The organism is Janthinobacterium lividum (genome assembly GCF_011601275.1).
Classification (GTDB): Bacteria; Pseudomonadota; Gammaproteobacteria; order Burkholderiales; family Burkholderiaceae_D; genus Janthinobacterium; species Janthinobacterium lividum_E.
This window is the reverse complement of the sequence record NZ_JAAOLY010000010.1, coordinates 149947-162526: the sequence shown is the minus strand read 5'-3', so window position 1 is coordinate 162526 and position 12580 is coordinate 149947. Positions and strand designations below refer to the sequence as shown.

Genomic DNA, 12580 nt, shown 5'->3' with positions numbered 1-12580 from the left:
GAGGGTTATGCGCGCCCTCCCCGCTCCAGGGCGAAGTCGGGGGGATGCAATTTTTATGGTGGTGTCGGCTGGTGCAGCCAGGCAATTGCACCTTCCGGGAAATCAGTCCGTATCGGCTGATTTTCGTTTTCTTGGGATTACTTTAAAAAGAAAAATAAGTATCGTCAACAAAAAGAAAGTTATAACGGCAGTTTATCGCGAAATTTGGAAAATAACTGCGTTTTATCTTTCGTTTTACTTGGCGATGCCGCATATAACTTTCGCTATCGTGGCGCGGCGGATACACGCCACTGCATGAAGGTGAGCGGGAATGGTGAACCGGTGCAAAAAACCGGGGATAAAAACGCGAAAGCAGGCATGGCAATCTGCTTTCACTTACGTTTATCTTTCGTATTATCCGTTTCGGAATATTGTCTTTTCATTTCCATGAAAATACCCCAGCCCGCATCCACGGGCCGGGGCATCGTCACGCGTTAAAAGAACTTGTAGCTGGCCGACAGGGCAAACTGGCGGCCGAACAGGTCCTGGCTATGGTTGTAGCCTTCCCAGCCGTTCGGGTCGTAGTACGGCTGCTTGTTGAACGCGTTCTTCACGTTCAGGCCCACGTCCAGGTGCTTGATCGGCTTCCAGCTGAAGGCCAGGTTGACCGTCGTGTACGACGGCGCGCCCTTGCACTGGCCGGCAGGCAGGGCCACCGAGGCAGCGGTGCAGTTTTCCGGCGTGTTGTCCTTGTCCCAGGGACCATACGCCCAGCGCGTCTTGCCCGAGTAGTTGACGAACACGCTGCTGACGAAGTTGCGGTAGCTCCAGTCGGCGTTGACGGTGGCGCGGTAGCGCGGCGAATCGTAGTAGCCGACGGTATTGCCCTTGATGTCGCTGCCGTCTTCGCTGTCGTGGGTGTCGCGCTTGCGGATGGTGGCCGCGATGCCCGTACTCAGCTTGCCCCAGTCACCGAGCGCAAAGCGCGTGCGCGCGTCGATGTCCACGCCGTCCATCAGGGTCCGGCCACGGTTCGAATACGAGTTGATCAAGCCGCCCAGGTTGCCCACCGAGTAGCCGGGCGCGCCGCCCGTGCACACGCCCGCGTTGGCGGGATTGGCGCACATGGCCGCCACCGCCGCCACGTTGCCCCGGTCCGTATCCGTCAGGCCGTTGCGGATGGCGCTCGATGTGCCGGCCAGGGTCGGGCCGTACTTGTCCACCAGTTCCGTAAACAGCTCGTTGAAGTCCTGGCGCACGATTTCGTCGCGGCGGTTGATGAACCAGTAATCGATGGAGATGCTCACGTCCTTGGCCGGCTGCAGCACCAGGCCCACGGTCGAAATCTTGGCCTTCTCCGGACGCAGGTTCGGGTTCGGCGGCGTCAATCCGCCCACCGTCGTCGAGCAGTTCGAATTGAGCAGGCTCTTGCCCAAGTCCGCATCCGTCGCCACCTTCGATTTCATCAGGGCGCGCGCCATGGCGTTCGTTTCATCGCAGCGCACCGTGTCGCGGATGCCGCCCACCTGCGCAAAGACGCCACCCGAACCCGATTCGGCCAGGTTGGGTGCGCGGAAGCCTTCCGAATACGTCCCGCGCAGCATCAGGTCGGGCCGCGCGCGCCAGATCACGCCCAGCTTGGGCGCCAGGTTGGCCGAAAAATGCGGATACTTGTCCAGCCGCGCGGCCGCGTTGACTTCCAGGGTGTCGGTCAGCGGCACCACCACTTCGCCAAACAAGGCGCCGATGGTGCGCTTGCCGTCGAACCACGAACCGCCCTGCTGCGTGATAAGGCCATTCGCCGCATCCGCGTTGCCGGGCGTGAGGAAGCTTTCGCGCATGATGTTGGTGCCCACGGCGGCGCGCACTTCGCGCTCGCCCAGCTTGAACAGGGTGCCTTCCAGCTTGGCGTCCCAGGTCATCAGCTTGGTCCAGGATTCGATGGCGAAGGTCGGGTAGGCGCTGCGCAGGAGCGCCGCATTGGCCTCGCTGATTTCGCCGAACTTGTAGGCGGGATTGTCCGAGATATACGTGCGGCCGCTGACGGGATCTTTCGTAAACGGGCCGAACGCCTGCTTGAAGCCATTGATATTCAGGTTGGCTGTCTGGAACAGCGTGGAATGGCTGCCCGCCACGCTCAGCGCCGTTTCAAAATCCCAGCCGCCGCCGATGCTGCCGCGCAGGCCGACGAGCGCGCGGTAGTTTTCATCGATGTTCTTCTGGCCGAAGTGGCCCGTCGCATCCTGCAGCAGGTAGTTCAAGCCTGCCGCGCCGCCCATCTTGGCCACCATGTCGGCATCGAGCTTGCCCTTCAGGTAGACGTTGTTCGGGCTCAGGAACGGCGTGGCGAACGTGTTCAAGTTATTGCCCGTGTTACGCGCGAACCAGTTGTTGGTGCTGCCGCTATTAAAACTGGACGGGCCATTCTCGCCGCGCATCTTGATGTGGGTGAAAGCGCCTTCCGCGAAGGCTTCCATGTCGCCACCGAGTTTCAGCCGGCCGCTCAGGTAAGCCGTGGCGCGTTCCGAGGTCGGACCAGTATCGAGCTGGTTGGGCAGCGCATTCCAGACACAGCGCGTACCCGACGCTTCGGTGATGCTGTTGCTGCAGCCAGGCGCGGCGCGCTGCGTGCGCGCATTGTTGCTGGCCTTGTCGAAGACAAAGAAGGTGCCCGGATTCATCACGCCCGGTTCGCTACCCACGCCCACGCGCATGTTGGGAATGAAGTTCGGATTGTTTGCATAAAAATACGCGGGGCGCTTCTGCCAGGTATCGGCCAGCGCGATGCGGTCGCGCTGATACACGTTCACGGAACCGTAGACGTTGTAGCCGTCGCTGGCCAGGTCGCCCACGCCATACAGCACGCTGGCCTGGCGCTCGCCATAGGCTTTCACGCTGGGCGAAAATTCGCCGTTGGCGCGCGCTTCCAGGCCCTGGTAGCTCTTTTTCGTGATGACGTTGATGACGCCGGCGACGGCATCCGACCCGTACACGGCCGATGCGCCATCGGTCAGAATTTCCATGCGCTCGATGGCGGCGGCGGGAATGGCGTCGATATTGACGAACATGGTCTGGAAGCCAGCCGGCGCGCCATAGAACGACAGGCGGCGGCCATTCAGCAGTACCAGCGTACCCTGCGCGCCCAGGCCGCGCAGGTTTGCCTGCGAGCCGCCATCCGAGCCCGTGAACATGGAGCGGAAGTCCTGCTGCGCCGGACGCGCGGCAGGCAGGTTGTCGAGCACTTGCAGCAAGGTGAGCGCACCCATGTTCTCGATCTGCTTGGCGTTGATCACCTGCACGGGCGACGCCGTTTCCGCGTTGATGCGCTTCAGGCTGGAACCCGTCACTTCGACGCGCGCCAGTTTCTCCTCCTCCGCCGCGAATGCCGTTGACACCAGCGCCGTTGTAGCCAATCCTGCCGCCACCATGGCGGCCATCAGTTTTTTCAAGTGCATTCCCAACTCCCCTTTTATAAGTGATTTGTTTTCGCAAGGCTGCAAGAGCCCCTCCCCGGTCCGAAGAGGGGCTCGTTTTTTGTGAAATGATTGAGGTAGTTAGCGCGGCTTGACTGTCGCGCCTTCCGTGCCGGTCAGCACGGCGTTGGCCCAGTTGCCGCAGACCTGGGCCGGGTGGGCGCCGCGCGCGCCCAGGGTGCGCAAACTGAGCTGGCTCAGGCCGCGCACATCGATTTCGGGTTTGACCACCCCGGGAGCCGTGACCAGGCCGCTGTCGTACAGCAGCCGTTCACCGCTCCAGACCTGGAATTGCAAGCCGCCCGCGCTGCGGCAGCTATCGTCCACGCCCAGGTCGGCGCGCAGCAGATTCCAGTTGCCCGCCAGCTGCAAGTCGATGCGGCTGGCAGGTCCCACGCCGAGGCCCTTGCGGAACCACAGCCCGTTCATGCGCATCTCGGCAGCCTTGCCGGCCGGCCGGTCACGCGCGATATTCTTCGGCAGCGCCAGATCCGACAGATAGCGCTGCACCTCTTCGCCTTCGGCCACGCGGTGCTCGAGCACGCGGAACTCGGACAAGGTGACAGGCGCCACGTCGGTGGCCAGCGCCGCGTCAAACGCGCGCGCCACCGGCGCACTTTGCGCCGCCGTCACCATCGGGTCCAGGGATGCCGCGCCATCGCCTTCCGGATTTTGCGTGCTCATGACGCGGAAGCGCAGCAAACGCCCGGCCGTGGCAGGGAAATTGATCGTCTGGGTTCCTTCCTGCAGCTTGAGCGTGCCTTTCTGCAGCGGCGCGCCCCACTCGCCGTTGTTGTCGCCGATGTAGATTTCATAGTCGCGCACCTGGCCATGCTTCCAGTGCTGGTCGTTGCGCGGCGCCAGTTCGATGCCATCGACCAGCCGGCGTTCCGTAAAGCCGATCACCCATTCATGCGGACCGCTCTTCACGGAAGGGCTGCGCACGGTGCGGAACCAGGTCTCGGGCTTGCCATCGAAGGCGTTTTCCAGCGGATAGCCGCTTTCTTCCGCAGGACGCGCCACCACCTGCATGGCGTCGGCCGGCAAGGCGCGGCCCGGCACGGGGGCGGCCGGGAAGTCGGCATCCGCGCGTGCCACGGCCAGCGCGCCGGCCACCTGCAAGGTCAAAGGCTGGCGGATATCGTGCGCCGCCACTTTCACGTGCAGGGTGCCTTGCCTGTCTGCCGCATCGAAGAACCAGCCTTCTTGCGCCTTGTCGTAGGCGGCGCGGTCGCTGGACGCGGCGATCAGGCGCTCACCAGCGCGCACGGTGGCCGGCGCCTGGCCCGCCAGCATGCGCAGCGCATAACCGCGCCGTGCTTCCTGGCCCTGGTACTTGCCATCGACGGCGCCGATATCAACGCGCACATCGCCGCCCTGCTGGTGCATGCGGATGACTTGCTGGCTGTAGGCGCCGCCCTGGTACTGGCGCGTGTTGCCGTCGTCTTCATACAGGGTGTAGTCGGAATCGCCGTGCGGGTAGATATCGAGCGTGAGCTGGTCCTTCGGCTTCTGGCCGTCGTACAGCATTTCCGGATACATGGGCAGGATGGCGCCGGCGCGCACGAACACGGGCAGCTTGTCCAGCGTGACCTGCATATCGAGGTCGCGCCCCTTGGCACCGGCCGTGGCCTGGCGGCCATCCCAGTAGTCGTACCAGGTGCCCTGCGGCAGGTGGATGCCCTTGCGCCAGCCGCCACTGACGGCCTGGCTGCGGTAGACAGGCGCCACCAGCACGTCGCGCCCCAGCAGGAACTGGTATTTGTAGGCTTCCGTGTAGGCGGCCGGGTCCTGCGGGTAATCCCACATCAGGCCGCGCACCAGCGGCGCGCCCGATTGCTCGGCCTCGCGCACCAGGGTATACATATACGGCGTCAGACGCATCTTGAGTTTCAAATAGCGGCGGTTGATGTCGCGGTACGGTTCATCGAACCACCAAGGATGCTTGCGCTCGGCCGCAGCCCAGCCCGACATGCCCATCAGGACGGGCGTAAAGCTTTTCCACTGCAAATCGCGCAAATAGGTTTCCGGGCTGCCGCCAAAGATGGCGTCCACGTCGCCCGATGCATACGCCTGGCCCGACAGGCCCGAGCCGATCAGGGTAGGAATGTGCCAGCGGATGTAGTCCCAGCTGGCGCTCTGGTCGCCCGTCCACGCCACGGCGTAGCGCTGGATGCCGGCCCAGCCCATTACCGTCCACAGGAACGGCCGGCTGTCGGAGTTGTTCAGGATGCCGTCATAGGCCGACTTGTTCGCATCCATGGCGAACTGGTAGCCCTTGCCCGTCCACGCCACATCGAGCTTTTGCACGCGGCTGCCCGCCTGGCCCACTTCCCAGGCGATCTTGTCGACGCCGTTTTCCGTCCACAGGCCCGTGCGGAAGCCGTAGCCGGCCAGGCCCTTCACCGTTTCCGGCAAGTTCGTGTAGCCGCAGCCGTAGCCGTCGTTGGGCAGTATCCAGCCGCCCGGCATATCGTGTTCGCGGTACTGGCGCGCCACGGTTTCCACCACATCCGGCGTCTTGCCCGTGGGGCCGTCGCTCCAGCCCTTCGGCACGGAACCGGGCTTTTTCACGTTGTCGCCATCGTTGTAGCAGTCGGCGTCGCCGTATTCCAGCGCCCAGCGGGGCAGCATGCGCGCGCGGCCCGTCAAGTCCGTGTAGCGGGCGACGACGTCGCGCAAGTCCTTGCCGACAAAGAAATACGCGTCGAAGCGGCCTTCCGCGTGCTGCAGCGAGATCTGCTCCTTGTCGCGCAAATCGTAATTGCCGTCGGACCAGGTATTGCGCAGCATGCCCCAGCCCCTTGAACTCATGAGAAATGGCGCGGGATTCGGCCGGTCGCCCTCTTCCCAGCCGCCCGAATACGACACGGGCACCTGCTTGCCCTTGAATTCGAAGCGGCCATTTTGCTGGCCGCCGCCAAAGTAACGCTCGCCCGGCAAGCTCGATAGCACCTGCACACCCTGCTTGTCGTCGAGCGACAGCGGCTGCACCTCGCGCCACAGCGGCACCGCATCGCCTGCCCGCAGCAAGGTAAAGCGCAACGGTTTGCGGTCGATGCGCAGGCTCAGGGCTTCGGTGCTGATCAGGATATGGTCGGGCTGTTCCTTGATCTGGTACGCCACCTGCGCGGCAGGCTGGCCCACGACGATGGGCGCGGCCTTGTCGCCGGGCCCCGTCAAGCCGGCCTTGCCGCCCGCCTGGATGCGCAGCACGTCCGCCTGCGGCAGGCTGACACGCAGCTGCATGCCCGTGTCGCTGCGCAGGTCCCAGCCCAGCGCCTCGCCTTTGGCCATGTCGGCCGCGTGCACGGCACTCAAGCTGGCCAGGTTACCGATAGGCGCGGCCTGCAGGCCCGGTGCGGCCAGGGTGGCAAGGGCGGCCAGGACACAGGCGGCAAGGGCGCGGCGGGGAAGCGGGAGAGGTTTCATCAGGCGGCTTTCAGAAAATCAAAGTGATGGAAATACTTTAAGAAGAAAAATAAATATCGTCAATCAAAAGAAAGTTAAAGCGGCAATTTATTAATAAAATGCCCAGAATTAGCGCATTTTTCTTACGTTTCACCAAAATGTCACAAAACATACTTTCGTTATCGTGGCATTTCAGCGACAGGCCGCGCCGCCACGGGCTTTTGCGCTGCACCGCAACATGTTTCAGGGCCGTTAAAACGACATTATTTCGCAAGACAGAAAACTATTTACTTTCGTTTTACTTTCGTATTTGACTTTTCGAAATTTAGTATTTATGCTTTATCACAACAAACACTTTACTGACCTCTCATGACTACCCTTCTTCAGCGTGACATTCAAACCTGGCGCGACATCGGCGGCTTGCACACGGCCGAGGAGATCGCGCAGCAGCCAGCCATCTGGCGCGCGCTGTCTACCATCTTGCGCAAGGAGCAGGCAGCACTGGCCGCCTTCCTCGGCAACGCCCTGTCCAATCCGCAGCAGCGCGTCATCCTGACAGGCGCCGGCAGCTCGGCCTATGTAGGCGAAATCGTCGTCGATACCTTGAATGCGGCCTGGCCCGCGCAGATCCGCGCCATCGCCACCACGACGTTGCTGACGCACCATGAGCTGTACCTGGAAGCGGACGCGCCCACCCTGCTCGTCTCGTTTGCCCGCAGCGGCGACAGCCCGGAAAGCCTGGCGGCCGTGGAACTGCTGCGCCAAGTCGTGCCCGGCGCGCGCTTCCTGAACATCACCTGCAACGCGGATGGCAAACTGGCGCGCCAGGGCGCGAACGACAGCAATACCTATAACCTGCTGATGCCGGAAGGCAGCTGCGACCGCGGCTTCGCCATGACTAGCAGTTTCAGCAGCATGCTGCTGGCGGCCCTGTCGGTACTGGGCAAGGACACGGATCTGTCTCGCATGGACACCTTGGCGCAGCTGGGTGAACAAGCCTTGAGCGACTGGTCGGCCCCTGTGGCGGATCTCGGTTCGACACCCGTACGGCGCGTCGTCTACCTGGGCAGCGGCCCGCTGGAAGCGCTGGCCAAGGAAGCCGCATTGAAAATCCTGGAATTGACGGGCGGCAGAGTGATGGCGATGGCGAATACGCCGCTGGGCTTTCGCCACGGCCCGAAATCGGCCGTCACCACGGAGTCGCTCGTGATCCTGCTGCGCAGCGGCAAGCCGCTGGCGCGCCAATACGAAGACGACCTATTCAAAGAACTGCAGCGCGACAGCGTGGCGCAGACGTGCCTGACGGTGGGTATCGGCGGCGACCTCTCTGCCGATGCGCCGGCCTGGCCCGACGCCTGGCTTGCGCCATTGTGGCTGCTGATGGCCCAGCAATATGCGCTGCACCAGTCCGCGCTGCTGCAACTGCGTCCCGACAATCCATTCGCCGGCGGCATCGTCAACCGTGTCGTGCAAGGCGTCACCATCTATGGCCATGACCAATTCTAATCACACAGCCGGTTACCACGGCATCGACATCGGCGGCAGCAAGATGGAGCTGGTCGCCTTTGCCGACCGCGACGGCGCGCTGACGGAAGTGTTCCGCGAACGGGTGGCCACGCCCGGCGACGATTTTGCCGCCTTCGTGCAAGCCATCGTCGACCTGGTGGCGCGCGGCGACGCGGCCCTGGGCACGACGGCGCCCGTCGGCATCGGCTTGCCCGGCGTGATCGACAGCGCCAGCGGACGCCAGCTCAGTTCCAACGTACCGGCCCTGAACGGCCGCCTCGTGGCGCAAACCCTGCAGCAAGCCTTGCAGCGCCCTGTCGCCATCGGCAACGATTGCCAGTGCTTCGCCCTGTCGGAAGCGCAAGGCGGCGCGGCAGACAATGCCGCCAGCATGTTCGGCGCCATCCTCGGCACGGGCGCCGGCGGCGGCTATTGCGTGGGCGGCCAGCTGCTGCGCGGCTTTAACGGCGTGGCCGGCGAATGGGGTCACTGGAGCCTGCCCGCCACCCTGATGGCGCAGCACGGCCTGGCCGATTACGCCTGCCCGTGCGGCAAGGCGGGCTGTCTGGAACGCTATGTCTCCGGCCCCGCCATGCGCAAACTCCACGCGCATTTCGGCGGCGACGGCGCCGAGCCGCTGGCCATCGTCGCGCGCGCCAACATGGGCGACGCCGTGGCCCAGCGCACGGTGACCGTGCACCTCGACGTGCTGGGCCACGCGCTGGCCGGCCTCGTGCTGGCCTACGACCCGCACGTCATCGTGCTTGGCGGCGGCCTGTCCAAACTGCCGCACCTGTACGACAAGCTGCCGGCCGCCGTGAAGCGCCATCTGTTCCCCGGCGTGCACGTGCCGCCGATACTGCCGCCCCGCTTTGGCGACGCTGGCGGCGCGCGCGGCGCGGCCCTCTTGATACGACAACATACAAAGGCGTAACCATCATGAAACAAGCGGAAAACCCGACTTTTACCCTGTCCCCGATCCAGCAAGTGATCAAGGCGCACCGCCGCGGCGAGCGCGTGGGACTGTACGCCGTCTGCTGCAGCCACCCGAGCGTGCTGCGCGCCGCCATGCGCGTGGCCAGCGAGTACGACACGGTGCTGCTGGTCGAGGCGACATCGAACCAGGTCGACCAGTTCGGCGGCTACACGGGCATGACGCCGGCCGTTTTCCGCGACACCATGCTGGCCCTGGCCCGCGAACAGGGTTTCCCCGCCAGCCGCCTCGTGCTGGGCGGCGATCATCTGGGTCCGAACGCCTGGCAGCACCTCGATGCGGCCACCGCGATGAACCACGCCGAAACCCTGATTGCCGCGTATGCGTCGGCCGGCTTCCATAAAATCCACCTCGATTGCAGCATGCGCTGTGCAGACGATCCCTTGCAGCTCGACGATGAAACCGTGGCCGCCCGTTCGGCCCGCCTGTGCATCGTCGCCGAGGAAGCGGCAGCGGCCGCCGGCTTCGCGCCGCCCGTCTACGTGATCGGCACGGAAGTGCCGGTTCCCGGCGGCGAAGCGTCGCTGGCGCAGGCCGGCGCCGTCACCAGTCCGCAGGCCGCGCGCCGCACCCTCGACGTGCACCGCCGCGCTTTCCTCGACAAGGAATTGCATGGCGCCTGGCGCCGTGTCATCGCCATGGTGGTGCAGCCGGGCGTCGATTTCGACCAAAGCAGCATCCAGCATTACGACGCCGATGCCGCCGCCGAACTGTCGGCCTTCGTTGCCGAGCAGCCCGGCCTCGTCTTCGAAGCCCACTCGACCGACTACCAGCGCGAATCGGCGCTGCACGCCATGGTGCGCGACCATTTCGCCATCCTGAAAGTGGGCCCGGCCGCCACCTTCGCCCTGCGCGAGGCGCTGTTCGCGCTGTGCCAGATCGAGGAAGAACTGCTGCCGGCGCACGCCACCTCGCAGCTGATGCAAGTGCTCGACGACGTGATGGTGGCCAAGCCGAAGAACTGGATCAAGCATTACCTGGGCACGCCGGAAGAACAGCGCTTGATGCGCCGCTACGGCTTGAGCGACCGTTGCCGCTATTACTGGGGCGAGCCGGAAGTGGCGGCCGCCGTCGCCAAGCTGCTGGCTAACCTGGACACCGTGGCCATTCCGCTGCCGCTGTTGAGCCAGCATTTGCCGGAGCAATACCTGGCCGTGGTGCAGGGCAGCTTGCCGGCGCAGGCGCAGGCCCTGATCGAGCACAAGATCGGCAGCTTGCTGGCGCAATATGCGCGCGCCTGCAACCGCAATGCGGCAGTCCCCGTCATTGCCGAAGCGGCAATCTGTTAAGCTCGGTATTTTCACTTTTTACCGAGCCCGCCACCATGCGAAATACCAGCCAACGCCGTGAATCCATCCTCCAAATGCTCGCCCAGCAGGGCTCGGTGCAAGTGACCGACTTGGTGGAAAAGCTCGGCGTGTCCGCTGTCACCATCCGCAGCGACTTGAATGCGCTGGAAGCGCAAGGCATGGCCACGCGCAGCCACGGCGGCGCGACCCTCACGCGCACGCCCCCGCCCGAGCACACGATACGCCAGAAGGACGCCATCAACCACGAGCAGAAGGAGCGCATCGGCGCCTATGCGGCGCGGCTGGTGGAACCGGGCGACAACATCATCATCGACTCGGGCACCACGACCATCTCGCTGGCGCGCCATCTGCGCGACGCGACCGGCGTGACGGTGGCCACGAATGGCCTGAACATCGCGTGGGAACTGGCCGACGCACCCGGCGTGGACCTGATCCTCACGGGCGGCCTGCTGCGCAAGCAGTCGCTGTCGATCCAGGGCAGCCAGGCCGAAACCTGCTTGCAGGCCTACAGCTTCGACAAGCTGTTCCTGGGCGTCGACGGCTTCGACCTGCAGTTTGGCGTGACCACCCACCACGAAGCGGAAGCAAGCCTGAACCACAAGATGGTGGAACGGGCCAAGAAAATCATCGTCCTCACGGACGCCTCCAAGTTCGGCCGCGTCAGCCTGCACCGCATCGTGCAGCTGGACCGCGTCGATACCGTCATCACCGATGCCAGCATCAGCCAGGAGTACCGCGAAGGGCTGCAAAAGCTGGGCATCGAACTTTTTATAGCGGAATAACACATGCTGAGCGGCAGAATCCTTACCCCATCTGGCTGGATCACGGGCACCATCACCTTTGACCAGCGCATCGTCCAGATACAAGAAGACCCTGCCGCCGACAGCGCGCTGACCATCCTGCCCGGCTTCATCGACCTGCACGTGCATGGCGCGGCCGGCGTCGACATCATGGAAGGCGGGAACGCGGGCGCCACAGTGGCGCAGGTCCACGCGCGCCATGGCACCACGGCCCTCCTGGGCACCACGCTGACGGCGAAAGAACCGTCGATCCTGCGCGCCCTGCAAGGCCTGGCCGGCGTCATCGCCGAGCGCCCCGCCAACGGCGCGCGCATGCTGGGCGTGCACCTGGAAGGCCCGTTTCTGAACCTGCACCGCCTGGGCGCGCAGCCGCCCGACGTGGTGCAGGCGAGCCTGGCGCTGGTGCAGCGCTTCCACGCCATCGCCCCCATCAAGGTCCTGACCATGGCGCCGGAAATCCCCGGCCACCTGGAACTGATCCCGCAGCTGGTCGCCATGGGCATCCGCGTGCAGATCGGCCACAGCGCCGGCACGTATGACGAAGGCGTGGCGGCGCTGCAGGCCGGCGTCTCCGGCTTCACCCACCTGTACAACGGCATGACGGGCATGACGCATTACGACCCGGGCATGGTGGGCGCGGCGCTCGCGCATGCCGAATACGCGGAAATCATCCCCGACCTGCAGCACGTGGCCAAGGGCGCCCTGCGCGCGGCCCTGCGCGCCATCCCGCGCCTGTACGGCGTGACGGACGCCACCTCGGCCACCGGCATGCCCGATGGCGAATACGGCCTGGGCACGCAGCGCGTCTACAAATGTCTGGGCTGCGTGCGCCTGGCCACGGGTTCCCTGGCCGGCAGCGTGCTGACCATGGACCAGGCCCTGCGCAATTTCGTCGACCTGGGCCTCGACCTGGCCGACGCGTCGAACCGCTTGTCGCTGTACCCGGCCGATTATCTGGGCGAATCCGAACGGGGCCGACTGGCGCCGGGCGCCTGGGCCGATATCGTCGTCCTCGATTCCACACTACAGCCAGTGTCCGTCTTCGTCGAAGGCGCGGCCATCGATCTTTCCACCCGCTAGATTCAGTCTCCAGACTCATCCCCCCAA

8 protein-coding genes are annotated in these 12580 nt (G+C 64.5%); 6 read left to right on the top strand and 2 right to left on the bottom strand.

The genetic code is table 11. The features are described from left to right. The first annotated feature begins 7 nt into the window (after positions 1 to 7). Positions 8 to 298, top strand: coding sequence for a hypothetical protein (locus GYK42_RS16770; RefSeq protein WP_166448406.1), 291 nt, complete (start codon positions 8 to 10; stop codon positions 296 to 298). A gap of 175 nt (positions 299 to 473) precedes the next feature. Here GYK42_RS16770 and GYK42_RS16765 read toward each other — a convergent pair whose 3' ends face one another. Together GYK42_RS16765 and GYK42_RS16760 are read right to left on the bottom strand one after the other, a co-directional pair. After that, positions 474 to 3434, bottom strand: coding sequence for a TonB-dependent receptor plug domain-containing protein (locus tag GYK42_RS16765; RefSeq protein WP_166448405.1), 2961 nt, complete (start codon positions 3432 to 3434; stop codon positions 474 to 476). Between the two features lie 99 nt (positions 3435 to 3533). After that, a complete protein-coding gene (locus GYK42_RS16760; protein WP_166448404.1) occupies positions 3534 to 6884 on the bottom strand; it encodes a TIM-barrel domain-containing protein in 3351 nt (1116 codons plus the stop codon). A 348-nt stretch (positions 6885 to 7232) separates the two neighbouring features. Between GYK42_RS16760 and GYK42_RS16755 the strand changes: the two genes are divergently transcribed. From GYK42_RS16755 to GYK42_RS16735, 5 genes are read left to right on the top strand one after another with little or no spacing between them, the layout of a single operon-like run. Beyond that, positions 7233 to 8369 (top strand): SIS domain-containing protein, encoded by a 1137-nt coding sequence (locus GYK42_RS16755; protein WP_166448403.1) that lies wholly within the window; start codon positions 7233 to 7235, stop codon positions 8367 to 8369. Further along, positions 8356 to 9303, top strand: coding sequence for an ROK family protein (locus GYK42_RS16750; protein ID WP_166448402.1), 948 nt, complete (start codon positions 8356 to 8358; stop codon positions 9301 to 9303). The genes GYK42_RS16755 and GYK42_RS16750 overlap by 14 nt, the downstream gene beginning before the upstream one ends. Before the next feature lie 5 nt (positions 9304 to 9308). Further along, positions 9309 to 10652: a D-tagatose-bisphosphate aldolase, class II, non-catalytic subunit gene (locus tag GYK42_RS16745; protein ID WP_205711433.1), complete on the top strand. Its 1344-nt coding sequence runs from the start codon at positions 9309 to 9311 to the stop codon at positions 10650 to 10652. A 35-nt stretch (positions 10653 to 10687) separates the two neighbouring features. After that, positions 10688 to 11455: a DeoR family transcriptional regulator gene (locus GYK42_RS16740; RefSeq protein WP_034781637.1), complete on the top strand. Its 768-nt coding sequence runs from the start codon at positions 10688 to 10690 to the stop codon at positions 11453 to 11455. A 3-nt stretch (positions 11456 to 11458) separates the two neighbouring features. Further along, on the top strand, positions 11459 to 12553 hold the full coding sequence (locus tag GYK42_RS16735; RefSeq protein WP_166448401.1) for an N-acetylglucosamine-6-phosphate deacetylase: 1095 nt from the start codon (positions 11459 to 11461) through the stop codon (positions 12551 to 12553). The last annotated feature ends 27 nt before the right edge of the window (positions 12554 to 12580 follow it).

Coding starts and splice junctions, on each gene's coding strand:
- GYK42_RS16770 (WP_166448406.1), top strand. CDS start 8: ATGCGCGCCCTCCCCGCTCCAGGGCGAAGTCGGGGGGATGCAATTTTT.
- GYK42_RS16765 (WP_166448405.1), bottom strand. CDS start 3,434: ATGCACTTGAAAAAACTGATGGCCGCCATGGTGGCGGCAGGATTGGCT.
- GYK42_RS16760 (WP_166448404.1), bottom strand. CDS start 6,884: ATGAAACCTCTCCCGCTTCCCCGCCGCGCCCTTGCCGCCTGTGTCCTG.
- GYK42_RS16755 (WP_166448403.1), top strand. CDS start 7,233: ATGACTACCCTTCTTCAGCGTGACATTCAAACCTGGCGCGACATCGGC.
- GYK42_RS16750 (WP_166448402.1), top strand. CDS start 8,356: ATGACCAATTCTAATCACACAGCCGGTTACCACGGCATCGACATCGGC.
- GYK42_RS16745 (WP_205711433.1), top strand. CDS start 9,309: ATGAAACAAGCGGAAAACCCGACTTTTACCCTGTCCCCGATCCAGCAA.
- GYK42_RS16740 (WP_034781637.1), top strand. CDS start 10,688: ATGCGAAATACCAGCCAACGCCGTGAATCCATCCTCCAAATGCTCGCC.
- GYK42_RS16735 (WP_166448401.1), top strand. CDS start 11,459: ATGCTGAGCGGCAGAATCCTTACCCCATCTGGCTGGATCACGGGCACC.